General features: G+C 63.2%; 17 protein-coding genes. 7 read left to right on the forward strand and 10 right to left on the reverse strand.

Annotated features, from left to right (window positions below; genetic code table 11):
• Positions 1-97 precede the first annotated feature (97 nt).
• Complete coding sequence (rfbD, locus tag RID42_04970) at positions 98-1,018, forward strand: dTDP-4-dehydrorhamnose reductase (protein ID MEQ8247014.1); 921 nt, start codon at positions 98-100, stop codon at positions 1,016-1,018.
• On the opposite strand, the gene RID42_04975 is transcribed toward rfbD, so the two are convergent.
• Positions 1,015-1,707, reverse strand: a complete 693-nt coding sequence (locus RID42_04975; GenBank protein MEQ8247015.1) for a glutathione S-transferase N-terminal domain-containing protein — start codon at positions 1,705-1,707, stop codon at positions 1,015-1,017. The genes rfbD and RID42_04975 overlap by 4 nt on opposite strands.
• Positions 1,708-1,824: 117 nt before the next feature.
• On the opposite strand from RID42_04975, the gene RID42_04980 reads away from it, so the two are divergent.
• The 3 genes from RID42_04980 (at position 1,825) to RID42_04990 (ending at position 4,561) form a co-directional block, all read left to right on the forward strand.
• Complete coding sequence (locus RID42_04980; GenBank protein MEQ8247016.1) at positions 1,825-2,493, forward strand: glutathione S-transferase family protein; 669 nt, start codon at positions 1,825-1,827, stop codon at positions 2,491-2,493.
• A gap of 402 nt (positions 2,494-2,895) precedes the next feature.
• Entirely contained in the window at positions 2,896-3,246 is a 351-nt protein-coding gene (locus RID42_04985) for a DUF2794 domain-containing protein (GenBank protein ID MEQ8247017.1), read from the forward strand.
• A 76-nt stretch (positions 3,247-3,322) separates the two neighbouring features.
• On the forward strand, positions 3,323-4,561 hold the full coding sequence (locus RID42_04990; GenBank protein ID MEQ8247018.1) for a cation:proton antiporter: 1,239 nt from the start codon (positions 3,323-3,325) through the stop codon (positions 4,559-4,561).
• A 58-nt stretch (positions 4,562-4,619) separates the two neighbouring features.
• Here the strand turns inward: RID42_04990 and RID42_04995 are convergent, their stop codons facing one another.
• From RID42_04995 to RID42_05005, 3 genes are all read right to left on the reverse strand, one after another.
• Entirely contained in the window at positions 4,620-5,351 is a 732-nt protein-coding gene (locus tag RID42_04995; GenBank protein ID MEQ8247019.1) for a Bax inhibitor-1/YccA family protein, read from the reverse strand.
• A gap of 122 nt (positions 5,352-5,473) precedes the next feature.
• A complete protein-coding gene (locus RID42_05000; GenBank protein MEQ8247020.1) occupies positions 5,474-8,011 on the reverse strand; it encodes an FtsX-like permease family protein in 2,538 nt (845 codons plus the stop codon).
• Positions 8,012-8,014: 3 nt separating this feature from the next.
• Entirely contained in the window at positions 8,015-8,740 is a 726-nt protein-coding gene (locus RID42_05005) for an ATP-binding cassette domain-containing protein (GenBank protein ID MEQ8247021.1), read from the reverse strand.
• Positions 8,741-8,800: 60 nt separating this feature from the next.
• On the opposite strand from RID42_05005, the gene RID42_05010 reads away from it, so the two are divergent.
• The 3 genes from RID42_05010 to RID42_05020 are packed head-to-tail and all read left to right on the forward strand — an operon-like array spanning position 8,801 to position 10,304.
• Positions 8,801-9,475, forward strand: coding sequence for an arylesterase (locus RID42_05010; GenBank protein ID MEQ8247022.1), 675 nt, complete (start codon positions 8,801-8,803; stop codon positions 9,473-9,475).
• A gap of 13 nt (positions 9,476-9,488) precedes the next feature.
• Entirely contained in the window at positions 9,489-10,028 is a 540-nt protein-coding gene (thpR, locus tag RID42_05015; protein ID MEQ8247023.1) for an RNA 2',3'-cyclic phosphodiesterase, read from the forward strand.
• A gap of 6 nt (positions 10,029-10,034) precedes the next feature.
• Entirely contained in the window at positions 10,035-10,304 is a 270-nt protein-coding gene (locus RID42_05020) for a hypothetical protein (protein ID MEQ8247024.1), read from the forward strand.
• Positions 10,305-10,314: 10 nt separating this feature from the next.
• On the opposite strand, the gene RID42_05025 is transcribed toward RID42_05020, so the two are convergent.
• The 6 genes from RID42_05025 to RID42_05050 all read right to left on the reverse strand — a co-directional run bounded on the left by RID42_05025 (position 10,315) and on the right by RID42_05050 (position 16,313).
• On the reverse strand, positions 10,315-10,788 hold the full coding sequence (locus RID42_05025) for a low molecular weight protein-tyrosine-phosphatase (protein ID MEQ8247025.1): 474 nt from the start codon (positions 10,786-10,788) through the stop codon (positions 10,315-10,317).
• Between the two features lie 8 nt (positions 10,789-10,796).
• Complete coding sequence (locus RID42_05030) at positions 10,797-11,654, reverse strand: universal stress protein (protein MEQ8247026.1); 858 nt, start codon at positions 11,652-11,654, stop codon at positions 10,797-10,799.
• Positions 11,655-11,664: 10 nt separating this feature from the next.
• Entirely contained in the window at positions 11,665-14,094 is a 2,430-nt protein-coding gene (locus RID42_05035; protein ID MEQ8247027.1) for an ATP-binding protein, read from the reverse strand.
• A 52-nt stretch (positions 14,095-14,146) separates the two neighbouring features.
• Positions 14,147-14,566, reverse strand: coding sequence for a metallopeptidase family protein (locus RID42_05040; protein ID MEQ8247028.1), 420 nt, complete (start codon positions 14,564-14,566; stop codon positions 14,147-14,149).
• 6 nt (positions 14,567-14,572) lie between these two features.
• Positions 14,573-15,334: an SDR family NAD(P)-dependent oxidoreductase gene (locus tag RID42_05045; GenBank protein MEQ8247029.1), complete on the reverse strand. Its 762-nt coding sequence runs from the start codon at positions 15,332-15,334 to the stop codon at positions 14,573-14,575.
• 64 nt (positions 15,335-15,398) lie between these two features.
• On the reverse strand, positions 15,399-16,313 hold the full coding sequence (locus RID42_05050) for a DMT family transporter (GenBank protein MEQ8247030.1): 915 nt from the start codon (positions 16,311-16,313) through the stop codon (positions 15,399-15,401).
• Positions 16,314-16,322: the final 9 nt, after the last annotated feature.

Here is a 16,322-nt window from a genome sequence, read left to right on the forward strand (position 1 = left end):
TTTAACCCGTTAACCAAGAAAACGGCCCGAAACCGGCGTGTGATTTGCATCTTGTGTCGTGTTGCCACCCGGACCAACCAACCGATCGGGGCCATTTGTGGAACGACCCATTGTACTATTCGGCGGTACCGGCCAGATCGGCCGCGAGTTGCGTCTGCAACTGGCTGCATGGTGGCCGGTTCTGGCCCCGCCCCGCGACCAGGTCAATCTTGCCCGCCCGGAAGAAGTCACCACCTATTTGCGCCTCGCCCGTCCGTCTCTGATTGTTAACGCCGCCGCCTATACCGACGTCGACGGCGCGGAAAACGACGCAACCGCCGCCATGACCGTGAACGGTCATCTTCCGCTCATGCTCGCGGAGGAGGCGTTCGAACGCAACATCGGCCTCGTTCACTTTTCGACCGATCTCGTGTTCGACGGGTGGCGCGGCGAGACGCCGGCGCCCTACCGCGAAACCGATTCGCCCAATCCGCTGAATATTTACGGTCGCAGCATGTTGCGCGGCGAATCCGCCATTCAATACACCGACCCGCCACACCTCATCTTTCGTACCAGCCGTGTCTATGGGTTGCGCGGGAGCAACTTCCTGATGGACCTCGTTGCCTTGGCCGGGGCCCACGACGACATCAATGTGGTTGCCGATCAGATCGGTAGTCCGACGTGGTCACGGGCAATCGCCATCGCGGTGAACGCCATTCTGAAGGACCTCGACGCGCCGCGCACGCCAGCCGGTATACGCGAACGAAGCGGCATTTATCACCTTGCGGCGTCGGGTGCGGTTAGTTGGTACGGCTTCGCCGAGTTGATTCTCGATCGAGCCGTCGACAGCCCCTATATCGAGATGACGCCCGAGCGGCGACCCGCTTTGCGGGCGATCGCCTCGAATTCCTACCCCTTCCGGGCACCCCGACCGATCTATACGGCGCTGAGTAGCCGCTCCGCCCAGCATGCCTTCGGGGTGGGTCTACCGGCGTGGCAGGAACAGCTCGAAACCTGCTTGCGCTCGATGCCCGCCTAAGCGTCGTAAGCGTTGGTCGCGTAACCGGCGCGATCGAACGCCACCAAAAGCCGGTCGCGCCAGCGGCGCACAGGATCGCTCTCCTCGAACAACTTGAATGGGCTAATGCTGCGCGCCCATTGAAATGCGCCAAAGACGATGTAGTCGGCGAAAGCCGGCGCATCGCCGCAAAGATAGGGCTGTTCGGCGAGGGTGAGCCGCAGCGGCGCGAGCGCGTTGCGCAGCAAAACGACCTCGGTGTCGCGGTTGGCCTGGACTTGATCGAATGGGCGGTCGAACCTCCCGGCCCGGGTTTCCATGAAATAGGGCTGGTCGGCCGCGTTGAGGTGTCGATAGATGTCGTCGATTACGAGGGGCTGGATCGCGGCATGCAGCACGGTGTTGGTCCAGTGATTGATCACCCGGGCTTCGCCCCTGGCGATGGTATTGCCGAATAGTGCCGGGCGATCGGGATAGGTGTCGTCGAGATAGCAGGCGATCGCGAAGGAATCGCTGACCGTTGCCGCGCCGTCGGTAAGGACCGGCACTTTTTCCTGGCCGGAAAACGCAATGGTCTCCTTGTCGGTGAAGTTGACCGCCACGTAGTCCGCGGCAAGGCCCTTATGCGCCAACGCCATGCGGACGCGCCAGCAATACGGGCTAAACCGGCGGTCGTCTTTTCCAGTGAGTTCGTAAAGGGTTCGGGACATGGGGTCCTTGGTTCAGAATCGAGTCGCCACCGCCGGGGTTGCCGCGTTAGCCTTCATGAAAGCTGCGGCAGCCAAGAACATACTAGGACTGCCCACGCGTTACCGAAAGGAACCGATATGGCCACCGTTGAAATTTTCAGCGCCGAGGTATGTCCCTACGCACACCGGACCCGACTCGTCCTCATGCACAAAAACGTCGACTTCTCACTGACTGAAATCGACCTGAAGAACAAACCGGCCTGGTTCAAGGACGTTTCGCCCTACGGCAAGGTTCCGTCGATCCGGCACGACGGGCGCATCGTCTACGAATCGGCCATCGTCAACGAATACCTCGACGAAGTGTTCCCTGCGCCGGCGCTGATGCCCGCGACGCCGCATGGACGCGCCATGGCAAGGGTGTGGATCGACTATGGCAACACCCGCTTCAACGTCGCGTCCTACCAACTCGTTCGTGAGACCGATCCTGCGGCACAGGGCGCGCTCCGCGACGATCTCGATGCTTGCCTTTTGTTCATGGAAGAGGGCATGCGCAAACTAGGGCCGGGCCCCTATTGGTTCGGCGCAGACCCGAGTCTTGTTGATTTCAGCTACTACCCGTTCTTCGAGCGCTTTTGCAATGTCGAGCACTACCGCAACTATGCGATCCCCGCGGAATGCACACGTATCCGCGCCTGGATCGCAACCATGAAAGACCTGCCGATCGTGCGCGAGATCGCCAATCCGCCCGAGTTCTATATTGAACGCGCAAAGGCCTATGCGGCACCGGACAAACAGGCGGCGGAATAGCTGGCACCGACGCACGAACGGCCCCGGTTTTTGGGGCCGCTCGCTTCTTACGGAGAGGTAGGGATGGGGCCCCGGGGAGAATTGACCCGGCCGCGAAACCGATACCAGGTCTGGGGGAACGCTAGCCTGATATCTGCGACCGGGTCAGGAGGGCCGACGCCTTGCAATATTGCGGTGCATTGGGGCGCTTGAAGGGCTGAATCTAGGCGATTTTGTGATTTCTCCGATTCCGGTGTTTCGCGCAATGCGCGGATATCGCAGCGTTGGCGTTGCCCCGGTCGACGCGACGGGCCTATCATTGCCGCAAGGGAGGGCCCCAGTTGGGGTCGGCCACAGTCCGGGGGACACCGCGACGATGCGCCAATTGCCGACGAGATCTTTCACCGTCCAGGGCCACCGCTGATGGCGGAGGTTTTGCCGATCCAGCAAAGCGGCACGACCCAAAGCCGCGGACGTTTACCTCTCCCGATCTTTTTCGATCGCACCGAACTCAACCAAATCCTGTCCGTCTATAGCCGCCGCGTCATTGCTGGCGAATGGTGCGACTACGCGCTCAACGACGGCCGCGACGAAGCGATGTTCGCGATCTACCGCAAGCGCTCTAGGGTCCCGGTCTTCCGCGTCGTCAAGCGCCGCTCGGGCAAGGCGCGCTTCGCCGTCCTGGACTCCGGCGGGCAGGTCTTGCGGATGAGCCCGGACCTGACGACGGTGTTAGGCGTCTTGAAGAAAGCGCGCGGCCTGCGGTTGGTTTGAACCGCCGCGTTGATCTGACGCAGCGGCAGCGCCGCCGCGATCGGTCATGCTCGGCACCTGCCGTCGGGTTCAAGCAATGGAACTTTTTCTCCCCCTCTTCGTGATTTTGATCGTGGCCCGGCTCCTGGGCGAACTAAGCCTGCGCTTCGGTCAGGCGCAACTCCTGGGCGAGGTCGGCGCGGGCGTCCTCATCGCGCTCCTCACGCCGGTCCTTGCCCCGTACTTCCCCTTCCTGGGCGAGTTGGTCGATAGCGTCCCGGTCCATCTCGTCGCCGAATTCGGCATTTTCTTTCTCCTGCTGTTGGTCGGTGTGGAGATGCAGCCGGGAGAGATGCGGCGCGCGTCGAAATCCTCGTTCCTCGTCGCCCTGGGTGGCGTGGCCGTACCGCTGGTTGCCGGGGTCGTCCTGGGCTACGCCTTCCTTCCCGACACTGCCGCGCGGCCAGCCCAGGCGTTCTTTATCGGCGTCGCACTCTCGATCACGGCGGTTGCGGTCGCCGCGCGGGTGTTGACCGACCTTGGCCTCATTCATCACCGGGTCGGGCGAACCGTCATCGCCGCCGCGGTGTACGACGACATCTTTGGGTTGGTCCTTCTGGCCATTCTTACAGGCGTCATCTCGACCGGCCATCTCCCGCCGGCGACCGAGTTGATCTGGCTATTGGCCAAGGTCGCTATCTTCTTCGCCGTGACCGTGGGGATTAGCCGGTTCCTCTACCCATGGGTCACCCGGGTGCTGGGCGCCGCGCAATCGCGCGCCGCGGCCTTTACGACGCTATTGGTCGTTGCCTTTGCCTTCGCGGTCTTTGCGGAATTAATGGGGATGCACTTCATCATGGGGGCCTTTGTCGCGGGATTGTTCTTCGAGCCCCGGCTTGTCGGCGATGTGGTTTACCACGACATCAAGGACGGCGTCGGCGTCTTCACCGCAGGCTTGCTCGCCCCGGTCTTCTTCGCGTCGATCGGACTACGTCTCGATCTCGCGGCGCTCTGGAGTGTGCCGGGTTTTCTAGCGATCCTGATCCTGACGGCGATCTTGGGCAAATTGATCGGGGCCGGCAGTGCCGCGCGGTTGTCGGGGTTAGGCGTTAGCGAATCGGCGGCCGTGGGCCTCGGCATGTCAGGTCGCGGCGCGGTCGATTTCATCGTCGCCAGTATCGCGCTCCAGGCCGGCCTGTTCGTTCAAGGGGCGCACGACCCCCATGTCGCGACGCTGTTTTCAGCGTTGGTCATCACCTCGATCGTCGCGACCGCGGTGACACCGCCTGTGCTCCGCAGCGTCGCACGCAAACTGCCGCGGACTGGCGGCGACTAGGCAAAAAGAAAGCCCGGCGCGATGGCCGGGCTTTTCCGAACGGTGTCTGGGTCGCCGGCTATTCGCGGTTGCCCAGTAAGTGCATCAGCATGATGAACAGATTGAGGAAGTTGAGGTACAGGTTGAGCGCACCCATGATCGTCGACTTGGCCATCAACTCGCCATTCTGACTGACGGCATCGTAGGTGTTCTTGATCCGCTGGGTGTCGTAGGCGGTCAATCCGGTAAACACCAGCACGCCGATCACCGAAATCACGAACTGCATCATCGTGCTGCCGATGAACATGTTGACGACGCTGGCGATGATGATGCCGATCAGCCCCATGAACAGGAACGAGCCGAATTTGGTCAGATCGCGCTTCGTTGTGTAGCCGAACAGACTCATCGCCCCGAACAACCCGGCGGTGATGAAGAACACGCGCGCGACGCTTTCACCGGTAAACGTCATGAAGATGTTGGAAAGCGATACGCCGAACACCACGGTTACCGCCCAGAACAAGAGCTGGAGGGTCGAGGACTTCATCCGGTTGATGCCAAAGCTCATGGCCAGAATGAAGATCAGCGGCGAAATGACGGCGACCCACCCCAACAAAGTCGGGCCGGCGATTCCGTCCTGGACCCGGTAGAAAACGTCCCGCAGAGCGGTATTGGCCACGATCCAGGCGGTGATGCCCGTAACCGCCGTGCCGACGGCCATGTAGTTGTAGACCCGCAGCATGTAGGCGCGCAGGCCCTCGTCGATGGCGGCGGTCTGCGTAGTCGCGCCGAGACGAATGTTGGATTCAGCCATAAGTTTCCCCGGATTCGAGTGGGTTGTGCGAATTGGTCGCATTTAATATGGCAGGCGCAGGCGTGTTTTCAAGGCAAACCGGCGTTCTTAGCCAGCATCTAACGAAAATATTATTCCCGGCGCTATTCGGTCCGCAGCACTGGCGCCGGGCGCTGCGACAGGGCAAACCACGTCCCGGCGTATCCCAGGGCGGTGACGATGGCGATCCCTGCCAGCGCCGTGCCGCCGGTCGCGCCCGGCAGGAACAGCCAGTCCGCCTGCATGACTTGGGTGATGACCAGCCATGCCGCCAACGTTCCCAATAGGGTCGCGACGGTAGCGGTGATGGCGCCCAGGATCAGGAACTCCACGACATAGGCTTTCAGCACGTCGCGCCTGGTCGCGCCCAGAACCTTGAGGATAACCGCATCGTAGACCCGGCGGCGATGACCCGCGGCCACGGCGCCGACCAGGACCAGAATGCCCGCAACGATCGTGATCGCGGCCGTGCCGTTGGCGGCGGTGGCGATCCGGCCAAGCAACGCCGAGGCGGTCTCGATCACGTCGCGGACCCGCACCGTGGAGACGTTGGGAAAGGCGGCTGTGACCCGCGCATAGGCGGCGTCTTCTTGGGCCGGTTCGAACGCCGCCGTCGCCAGGTGGGTTTGCGGCGCGGCTTCTAGGGTGCCCGGTGCAAAGATGACGATGTAGTTGATGCCGAAGTCCGACCAGTCGATCTCCCGGGTCGAGGCGATCTCCGCAGTGATGTCGCGCCCCAGGATATTGAACGTCAAGGTATCGCCGATCTTCAACCCGAGTCCGCGAACGATGTCGCTCTCCACCGAAACTCGCGGCGGCCCGGCGTAATCGCGCGGCCACCAAGCGCCGTCGACGATCTGCGCCCGGGGCGGCGGATCGGCCGCATAGGTCGCACCCAACTCGGCCCGCTTGACCCACCCCATCTCAGCCGGGAGGTCGGCAGCGTCGAGGGACGTGCCGTTGATCCGGACCAACCGGGTGCGCAGGTTGGGGACGCGCTCCATGTCGACAAAACCGGGCGTCTCGCGGACCGCCGCCTCGAAGGCATCGGCTTGTTGCGATTGGATATCGATGAAAAAGAACGACGGTGCGACCGCCGGGATTCGGCTGTCGACCTGTTGGGCGATGTTGCCTTGGACCAGCGCCGTGGTCACCAGGACGGTCAGCCCGACCCCCAGCGCCACGACAATACTCGCGGTCGGTGCGCCGGGCCGCACAATGTTGGCCAGCGCAAGACGCAATGTTGCGGTGCGGGCGCGGGGCAATCGCCGGACCAGCGCGACGATCCCGGTCGCCGCGAGGCGAAACCCAACCAGCGCGATTGCGATGCCGAGAACCATCCAACGGGCGATATTCGGCTGGCCTGTGCCGAACACCGCAAGCACGCCGAGTCCGATCGCGGCGAGTCCGGTCAAAGCGACGTAGCCGGCGCGGGGCCAGCGGCGCGCGGCGCTCACGGTGTCGCGGAACAGCGCCGCCGGCGCGATATCGCGGGCCTGAGCCAGCGGCCAAACCGAAAAGGCCAGCGCGGTCAGGACGCCAAATCCCGCCGCGAGACCGAGCGCCGCCGGATAGATCCCGGGCGCGGTCGGCACCGGCAGGGCGTCAGCAAAAAGCGCCAGTCCGACGAACGGCGACAACACGCCGAGGGCCAGACCGATCGCAATGCCCAGCGCCGACAACAGACCGACCTGGATCATGTACGTCAGAAAAATCAAATTGCCGCGCGCGCCGAGACATTTGAGCGTGGCTATCGTTGCGGTCTTGCCGCCAAGATACGCTTGTACCGCAATCCCAACGCCGATCCCGCCCACGGTGAGGGCGGTGACACCGGCCAGGGTCAGGAAAACTGCAAGGCGATCGACAAAGCGGCGGATCGACGGTTGGGCATCGGTCGCGTTGCGCACCCGCCATAGCGCGTCAGGGAAGGCGGCGTTGAGCGATTCGGTGAAGGCGCGGTAGTCGGTCCCCGGTGCCACGCTAACCCGGTGTTTGAAGCGCACCAGACTACCTTCGCGCTGCAAGCCGGCGGCCGCGTATCCGGGGTCGTTCATCATGACGCGCGGCCCCAAACTGAACGCATTGGCGACACGGTCGGGTTCGTCGGCGATCACGGCGCGCAACTCGTAGATAGCATCGCCGATGGCGATTCGCGCGCCGAGGTCGACTCCGATTCGGCTCAGCAACTCCGGCTCGGCGACGATGCCAAAGACGCCGTCGCGCGCAGCTAGTGCGCTGTCGAGATCGCCGCCGCCGACCAACGTAATGGCGCCGTAGAGTGGATAAGGGCCCGAGATCGCCTTGAGTTCGACAATGGTGCGCTGTGCGGCCTCGCCCGTGCCGCGCGCCATGGCGCGCATCTCGCGCGACAGCGACACCGCGACCGTATTGTCGGCCAACCACTGGACGGCTTCGGGAGGAATATCCTGGGCGGTCTGGCTGATCTCAAGATCGCCGCCGAGGATGGCACGGGCGTTCTGCTCTAAACCGTCGACGATGCTTGCCGACAGCGATCCCACAGCGGCGATGGCGAAGACCCCAAGGGCGAGACAGGCTAGGAAAACGCGGAAGCCCCGCAGGCCGTTACGGGTTTCGCGCAGCGCTAGGCGCGCTGCAAGGACGACGTCGCGGCCGATTGCCATGGCTTACTGGGCCGCCAGCGCGGCCGGTTGCGGCATCAGGAGCCCATCGGCCATCCGCAGGACGCGGTCGCAGCGGGACGCAAGGCGTTCCTCGTGGGTGATCAGCAGCAGCGCCGTGTTGCGCCCGGCGCGAATCGCGAATAGCGAGTCGATGATGGCGCGGCCGGTCTCCCCGTCGAGATTCCCGGTCGGTTCGTCCGCGAGGATCAAGTCGGGTTCGCCGACGAACGCACGCGCGAGGGCGACGCGCTGCTGTTCGCCGCCGGACAGTTGTGCCGGGTAGTGCTCGGTACGGCTGCCGAGCCCGACCGCGTCGAGCGCGTCTTTCGCCCGGGCGAAGGCGTCGCGCGCGCCGGCTAGCTCCAGCGGCATGGCGACGTTTTCCAATGCCGTCATGGTCGGAATCAAGTGGAAGGACTGGAACACAATCCCCACATGTTCCCGGCGAACCAAAGCGAGCCCATCCTCGTCAAGCGCGGTGAAGTCGTGCCCGGCGACCGTTACCTCTCCCCCCGTCGGTTTCTCCAGGCCCGCGATGATCGACATCATGGACGACTTGCCCGACCCCGACGGACCGACGATGCCGACCGCTTCGCCGGCATGCAGCGTGAAGTCCACGCCGCGTAGAATCTCTACCGGCCCCGCGGCGCTGCTCAACGTCAATGTGACGTTGCGCAATCGGACGAGGTCTTTACGGGGTAGATCGGGGGTGGCAGGGTCGGCGTTCATGACAGTGCCGCTTTCTTGCCGTGGGGCAACGAGGAAAAACAAACGCCGCGGGGATGCGGCGTGAGCATTGAATATCGGTCTATTCGCCGCCTTTTCAACCGTCTTGGCGCGGTTCTCGCGGTCACATTGGTGTTGGTCCTGGGCGGAGGGCTCGCCGCCAAGGCGGGGCAAACCGTCATCACGGTTCTGGGCGACAGCCTCGTTGCCGGATTTGGTCTGTCGTCGGACCAGGCATTTCCCGCCCGGCTGGAAGCCGCGCTCCGCGCCGAAGGCGCCGATGTCCGGGTGATCAACGCCGGGGTGTCGGGCGATACCTCCGCCGGTGGACTGGCACGGCTCGACTGGCTGCTGGGCGACAATCCCGACATCGTCGTCGTCGAACTCGGCAGCAACGATTCCCTTCGCGGTCTGGAACCGGCGGCGACCTTCGCCAATTTGGATGGGATCGTGACACGCCTGCGGGATCGCAACATAACCGTCATGATTGCCGGTATGATGGCACCACGAAACTTGGGGCGTGAATACGTGGCCGAATTCGACGCGATCTATCCGCGCCTCGCCGAAAAACACGACGTCATGCTGTATCCGTTCTTTCTCGACGGCGTCGCCCTTAATCCGTCGCTCAATCAAAACGACCTCATCCACCCCAACGAAGAAGGCGTCGAGATCATCGTGCGTCGCATTCTTCCCGCGGTGCGCGACCTCATCGGTCGTCACCGCGCCACGTCGAACTAACGGTGTTGTCGCCATGTACAGATTGTTCGCCGGACTCCCTGTCCCGGAACCGGTTGTTCAGCAACTCGTCAGCCTGAGCGGTGGAGTTCCCGGCGCCCGGTGGCAGCGGCCCGATCAAATCCACCTGACGCTGCGGTTCATCGGCGATGTCGACGGCGGCGTGTTCGACGACGCCCGCTACGCCTTGGCGCGGGTCGGCGGCACCACGTTCGACCTCCAGCTCAACGGCGTCGGCCATTTTGGCGTGGGGCGCCGCGCCCATGCCCTGTGGGCGGACGTGGTCGGAAATCCCGCGTTGATGGCGCTCCAAGCGCGCGTCGAATCCGCGCTGGTCCGCGCCGGGCTCGCGCCCGAACCGCGCAAGTTCAAGCCCCATGTCACGGTGGCCCGCCTCAAGAGCCCGGACATGGAGCGCCTCGGCAGTTTCCTCGCCCACAACGCGCTGTTTCGCACCGAACCCTTCCCTATCGATGCCTTCCACCTATATTCCAGTCATCTGGCGCATAGCGGCGCGATCTACCGGATCGAGGAGACCTATGAGCTCTCGGAATAAGGCCCCGTGACCGATTCAGGCGACGCTCTCGACGACATCCGGCTGCCGCTGTCGCAGCGCCTGACGCGGTGGCTCGAAGTCCGTATGGGCTACGAGTTCCTGTGCCACAGTTGCAACAGCGCCACGCGACTGGGCGTTGCCCCGGGCCGCTCCGGTTGCCTCGGTCAATGCAAGTTGACTAACAAACAGCGCGCCGCCGAGTATCGCAAAGGCTCGGACGCCTATACGCCGCGGATCAAAAATCGTTTCGTCCTCGGCGGCGGAGCGATGGATTAGGGCGCGAGCCTTAGAGGTCGTGGGTCCGGATGTAGCCCAACAGCCCGGTCGCGGCACCGTGCACCAGTTCATAGACTCGGTCGAACCCGTCTGGCCCGCCGTAGTAGGGGTCCGGCACGTCGGTCGTATGGGCGTCCGCGGCATAGTCGAGAAAGAGCTGTAGGCGCGCCGGAGTCGTTGCGGGCGCGATCCGGGTTAGGTCCCGCAGATTGCTCGAGTCCATCGCCAGCATGTAGTCGAAATCGTTAAAGTCTACCGCCGCGACCTGCCGGGCACGCTGCCGCGCAATATCGATGCCGCGCCGCGCCGCCGTCGCCTGGGCGCGCGGATCGGGCGGTTGCCCGACATGCCAATTGCCTGTACCGGCCGAGTCCGCGCCGATCTGCGCCGCGAGACCGGCTTCGTCGACAAGGCGCCGGAACACCCCTTCCGCCAATGGTGAACGGCAAATGTTTCCCAAACAGACGAAGAGAACGCGGACCATCCAGCCCGCTACACGTGGTTGGGCGCGACGACCAACACCGGCGAATCCAATCGCTCGATCAAATCCGCCACCGAATCGCCCCCCAGCAACGGCGTATCTTGGGCCAGGACCAGCAGCGCGCCGCGATGCGCCGACAGGCTGTGGACCAAAGCATCGCAGCCGCGTTGCGGCGCGGCCCTGAACGTCGCCCGGACGCGTTCCGCTGTGAGGCGTGCCGCCACCTTCGCCTTGGTCGCTTGCCCATCGTCAGCGGTATCGGTCGGAATCATCACCATCAGGTCGCTCGCCGACACACGGGCCAACGCGATCGCAATATCGAGAACGTCGTCCGCATGCGGTCCTTCGCCGTAGACCGCGACAATCGGGCCGGGTCCGCCAAGTACCCGCTGCAGGCGGGGCTCGGAAAACAGAATGCGACCGCGCGGCGTGTTCGCCACGATGCGCGCGGTTGTTCCCAGACGCGCCCGCCGCGTCACGGCGGGCGTCGTCTTGCCCATGATGACCAGGTCGGCGCCGCCGACCGCTTCCAGAATCTGAACGGACGTCTTGCCACGAACGACGCGGAACGACCAACTTAGTTGTTGCTGTCCGATGGCCCGCTGCAAAGTACGGCGAATCGATTCCGCCTGGGCGCGCAGGCCGCGTTCGAGCGACGGGCTGTCCATCGCCTCGATCGCTTGCCCGCTCAAACTGACTTGCCGAATAAACGGGTGTTGGGCCGCCGCCAGCAACGTGGCGTCTTCGACGAACAGCCCGATCAAGTCGGCCTTCATGCGGACGGCCAACGCGACAGCCTCCTCCAGAACGACCCTACTTTCGACCGAGTCGTCCAGGGCAACGACGATGCGACGAATTTCCCGCGCCATTGGGGTCACCCTATGCCGTTCCCTCGCCCGGTACGCCGTATCGCCGACGGGCATCGGCGAGCGCGACCAGCCGGTCCTCGACGGACCGGTTGATCGTTCCTTCGGGAAAAATGCCAGTATCGTCGACCTCTCCGGCAGGCACGCCGGTCAAGACCTCAATGCCTTGGTCGATCGTCTCGATGGGGTAAATGGCGAATTTGCCTGCTTCGGCGGCATCCACGATATCCTGCCGCAGCATCAGGTGGGCGACATTCGATCGCGGAATCAAGACGCCCTGATCGCCGGTCAATCCGGCTTTGGCGCAGACATCGAAAAAGCCTTCGATTTTTTCGTTGACCCCGCCGATGGCTTGAACCTCGCCGTACTGATTGACCGATCCGGTGACGGCCAAGCCTTGGCGAATGGGCGCCTCGGCCAACGCCGACAAGATCGCGTAGAGCTCGGTCGACGAGGCGCTGTCGCCGTCGACCCCGCCGTAGCTTTGCTCGAACACCAAACTGGCGCGTAACGACAAGGGCCGATCGACTGCATAGCGCGCACCCAGGTAGGACGACAGGATCAACACGCCCTTGGAGTGTGTAGGTCCGCCGAGATCGACTTCGCGCTCGATGTCGACGAACTCGCCGCGCCCCATCCGCACCCGCGCGGTGATTCGGGTCGGCCGCCCAAACGCGAAGCCGCCGATTTGCAAAACCGATAGGCCGTTAATCGTCCCGACGCGGTGCCCGTCGGTATCGATCAGGATCGTCCCGCGTTCGATCTGTTCCAGGCTCCGGGTTCGAATCCGGTCGGCGCGCTTGATCCGCAGATCGATCGCGTTTTGGACGTCCGCTGCGGTGACCACCGACCGCTCGGCAAGCCCGGCAAGGTGGCTGGATTCGTGCAACAGATCGGTAACGGTACCCACACGGGCGGAGAGTTTGCGATTGTCGCCCGCTTCGCGCGAGCTGTGCTCGATGACGCGCGCGACGCCAGATCGGTCGAGCGGCCGCACCTCTACTTTCTTGGCAATGGCGGCGATCATCCCCGCGTATTTCTCGACCAATGCGTCGTCGCGCTCAAGATCGTCTTCGAAGTCCGCCGCGATTTTGAACAGCTCGTCGAACTCCGGGTCGGCGGCGGCGAGGAGATAGTAGAGACGCCGGTCGCCGATCAATACGACCTTAACCCGCAAGGGGATCGGCTCGGGCTCGAGCGTTACCGTCGACACGTACGACTGGAACGGCGTCTCGATCTTGATTTCGCGGGCGAACAACGTGCGTTTGAGCTCTTCCCAGGCGTAAGGCTGCATCAGCACCTTGGCGGCGTCGAGGATGAGATAGCCGCCGTTCGCCTTGTGAAGCGCGCCGGCGTGCAACAGCGTGAAGTCGGTTAGGAGGGCGCCGAGTTCCGCCTGGTGTTCCGCTCGGCCGATCAAGTTGGGTTGGGTCGGGTGATCCTCGTGGAACACCGGGGCGCCGCTGCCGTTCCCGTCGCCGCTGTTGTCGACGAAGAGATTGACCTCATAGCGGCGGAACTGAAGTTCGGGCCGCCGCGGTGCGTCGCCGTCCGGTTGCACCAGAGCTTTCGGCGTGGGCGCTTCCACCTCGCTCTCCAAGAACAACCGGGCACTGTTGTCGATGATGTCTTTCTCGACGGCGTCGAGGTAGGCGACAACTTTGCCGAACTCCATGTATTTGGCGCGCAGCGCCATGATTTGATGCGCCACTGCGCCGCGGGTCGTTTCCCGGTTCAGCTCGCGCGCTTTGTCGCGCCGCTCCTTGTCCCACTTCGGCATCTCTTGAAGCCGTTGCTGCAATTCTTGCTGGAGCGCTTCGATATCGGTTTCGATGCGTTTGCGCTCTTCCTCCGGTAATTTTTGAAATTCCTGCGGCTCGATCACCTCGTCGTCGCGAACCGGCGCCAGTGCCAACCCAGTTGGCGTGCGAATGAGTGCGATGTTTTTTTCGCTGGCCTTCTTTTGCACGCCCTCGAACACTGCCTCTTGGCGATCGCGAAACTCCTGATCGATCGCGTGACGCCGATTGCGATACTCCTCGGATTCGAACACCGCCGGGATTCCGGCCCGCAAATCGTCGATCAATTGGCCCATGTCGCGCCGTAGGCTGCGTCCCATGCCGGTCGGCAGTTCCAGCGCCTTGGGCCGCCGCGGATCGTCGAAATTGTGGATGTAACACCAGTCCGACGGTTTTTGTTCGCTGCCCGCCCGGGCGTCCAGGATGCGGCGGACATAGCGATGCCGGCCCGCACCGGTCGGCCCAAGCACAAATACGTTATAGCCGCGGTGTTCGATGCCGATCCCGAACTCGATCGCTTCGAACGCGCGATCCTGCCCTAAAACGTCGTCATCGCTCTTCAGGTCGTCGGTGGTTTCGAACGATAACGAAGAAAGGTCGCACCGCCGTCTCAGGTGTTCTGCCGACAGGGGTGTTACGGCCATGGTGGAACTCCCTTTCCTATACTCAGATGAGGTGGCGTTGACGCCGCCGAAATCAAGGCGCGTCGGGGCGGGCCTCGATGGCCTCCATATCCGCGTCCGAATAGCCGAAATGATGGCCGATCTCGTGAATCAACACATGACGGACCAATTCGCCAAGGGTCACGTCGTTCTCCGCCCAATAGTCGAGCAGCGGGCGGCGATACAGGAAGATCATATCGATGCCCTCAGTGGGGTCGGTCAGGCTCTTCGAGATCAGATCGACACCGCTGTAAAGACCGAGCAAGTCGAAGGGCGTCTCTAGCTCCATGTCGTTGATCGTGTCGGCATCTGGAAAATCGTGGACTTGAACGATCACCCCCTCGACCCTGGCGCGGAGGATCGCCGGTATCGACTCGAACGCCGCTGCGCCAATGGCTTCGATGTCGGCGAGGGACGGTGCGCGCTCTCCGCCGCGATCGGGCGAGGTCGTCACGAGGCCCTAACGCGGCGCCATGCGGATGGCGCCGTCGAGTCGAATGACCTCGCCATTGAGCATTCGGTTCTCGATGATGTGTACGGCCAGCGCCGCGTAATCCTCGGGGATGCCCAAACGTTGAGGGAACGGGACGCTCTTGGCGAGCGACTCCTTTACCTCATCGGGCAGTCCATGCAGCATTGGCGTCGAGAAGATGCCGGGCGCGACGGTCACGACGCGGATACCGAAGCTCGCGAATTCCCGTGCCAATGGCAGCGTCAGGGCGACGATGCCGCCCTTGGAGGCCGCATAGGCGGGTTGTCCAATTTGGCCGTCGAACGCTGCAACCGATGCGGTATTGACGATGACGCCGCGCTCGCCGTCTTCCAGTGGCTCCAAGCCTTGCATGTCGGCCGCGGCCAACCGAATGGCGTTGAAGGTGCCGACCAAGTTGATGTTGATCACCTTCATGAAGTTTTCGAGCGGCATCGGACCGTCGCGGCCGACCGCCTTTTGCGGCGTGCCGACCCCGGCACAGTTGATCAGCAGGCGCGCCGGACCATGCGCTGCGCGTGCTGCCGCGATGGCCGCCGCCATGCTGTCGCCGTCGGCAACGTCGCAGGCAACCGCAACGCCGCCGATGTCATGGGCGACGGCTTTGGCCGTTGTCTCATTGAGGTCGAGAACCGCAACCTTGACGCCGCGCGCCGCTAGCGCGCGCGCCGTTCCGGCCCCGAGGCCCGAACCGCCGCCGGTGACCAACGCCGCGCATCCTTCGAACTTCATGCTTTTCTCCCCCGGCTTTGTGTTTGGTTCGCTTGTAGCAGATCGCGGATTTGTCTGGAAATTCCTAAAGATGATCCGTATCGGGCGGCTTCACCTTTCCCAACCTCGCTTCGCGGACCGAGATGTAAATGGTCGACCCGACGATAATGATCGATCCCGCCGCCATCCAAAGCGTAGGTACTTCGGCGAAGATCAGAAACCCGAACAATGCGGAAAAAATGATCCGCACATATTCGATCGGCCCGACCAATGTCGCCTCGCCCGCCGTCAGCGACCGGATCATGCAATTGGCACCCATGGTCCCGACGGCCCCGATCAACAAAAGAAAGGCGAACTGGGCGAGCGTCGGCGTTTGCCAAACAACGATGGCCGGGATCAACGTAAATACCGACCCAAAGACACCGGCATAGAAGATCATGGTCGTCGGCCGTTCGGTGTCCGAAAAGAATTTGGTCACGATCATTGTGAGCGCGACCATAAGCGCGCTGAATAGTGAGAACAGTGCCGCCGATTCAATCGCGCCCGTTGGGCGAATGGCGATCACCACGCCCACGAACCCGACGATCGTCGCGGTCCATCGCCGGGCGCGGACGATCTCGTGGAGAAACACGATCGCCAGCGGCACCATGAACAACGGTTTGGCGAAACTCAGCGAGGTCGCGAGCGCAAGCGGCAGATGCGCTACCGCGTAAAATCCCGACATCATCGCCATCGCGCCAAGCACGCCGCGCAAGCCGTGCATGCCGATCCTTTTGGTTCGGATTGCCGCAATTCCGCCGGCCCGCCAGACAAAGGGAAGGATCACCAGCAATCCAAAACTGGCCCGGAACCAAGCCACTTCGAAGCTCGAAAGCTGTCCGCTCATAAACTTGATCAGAACGGCCATGACCGACATGAAGACGGCGGCCAGTAGGGCCCAGATCACGCCACGGGTGTTCGGTGCAAGGCCGCCCCAATAGCGCAGGCCCTGTCGAATCATACGTAGCGC

It is taken from the genome of Alphaproteobacteria bacterium (assembly GCA_040216735.1).
Taxonomy (GTDB): Bacteria; Pseudomonadota; Alphaproteobacteria; order SHVP01; family SHVP01; genus CALJDF01.

What these genes read in the sequence shown, in the direction of transcription:
- RID42_05045 (MEQ8247029.1), bottom strand. Translation starts at nt 15,334, where the DNA reads ATGAAGTTCGAAGGATGCGCGGCGTTGGTCACCGGCGGCGGTTCGGGC.
- RID42_04980 (MEQ8247016.1), top strand. Translation starts at nt 1,825, where the DNA reads ATGGCCACCGTTGAAATTTTCAGCGCCGAGGTATGTCCCTACGCACAC.
- RID42_04995 (MEQ8247019.1), bottom strand. Translation starts at nt 5,351, where the DNA reads ATGGCTGAATCCAACATTCGTCTCGGCGCGACTACGCAGACCGCCGCC.
- RID42_05035 (MEQ8247027.1), bottom strand. Translation starts at nt 14,094, where the DNA reads ATGGCCGTAACACCCCTGTCGGCAGAACACCTGAGACGGCGGTGCGAC.
- RID42_05025 (MEQ8247025.1), bottom strand. Translation starts at nt 10,788, where the DNA reads ATGGTCCGCGTTCTCTTCGTCTGTTTGGGAAACATTTGCCGTTCACCA.
- RID42_04990 (MEQ8247018.1), top strand. Translation starts at nt 3,323, where the DNA reads ATGGAACTTTTTCTCCCCCTCTTCGTGATTTTGATCGTGGCCCGGCTC.
- RID42_05030 (MEQ8247026.1), bottom strand. Translation starts at nt 11,654, where the DNA reads ATGGCGCGGGAAATTCGTCGCATCGTCGTTGCCCTGGACGACTCGGTC.
- RID42_05050 (MEQ8247030.1), bottom strand. Translation starts at nt 16,313, where the DNA reads ATGATTCGACAGGGCCTGCGCTATTGGGGCGGCCTTGCACCGAACACC.
- RID42_05005 (MEQ8247021.1), bottom strand. Translation starts at nt 8,740, where the DNA reads ATGAACGCCGACCCTGCCACCCCCGATCTACCCCGTAAAGACCTCGTC.
- RID42_04975 (MEQ8247015.1), bottom strand. Translation starts at nt 1,707, where the DNA reads ATGTCCCGAACCCTTTACGAACTCACTGGAAAAGACGACCGCCGGTTT.
- RID42_04985 (MEQ8247017.1), top strand. Translation starts at nt 2,896, where the DNA reads ATGGCGGAGGTTTTGCCGATCCAGCAAAGCGGCACGACCCAAAGCCGC.
- RID42_05000 (MEQ8247020.1), bottom strand. Translation starts at nt 8,011, where the DNA reads ATGGCAATCGGCCGCGACGTCGTCCTTGCAGCGCGCCTAGCGCTGCGC.
- thpR (MEQ8247023.1), top strand. Translation starts at nt 9,489, where the DNA reads ATGTACAGATTGTTCGCCGGACTCCCTGTCCCGGAACCGGTTGTTCAG.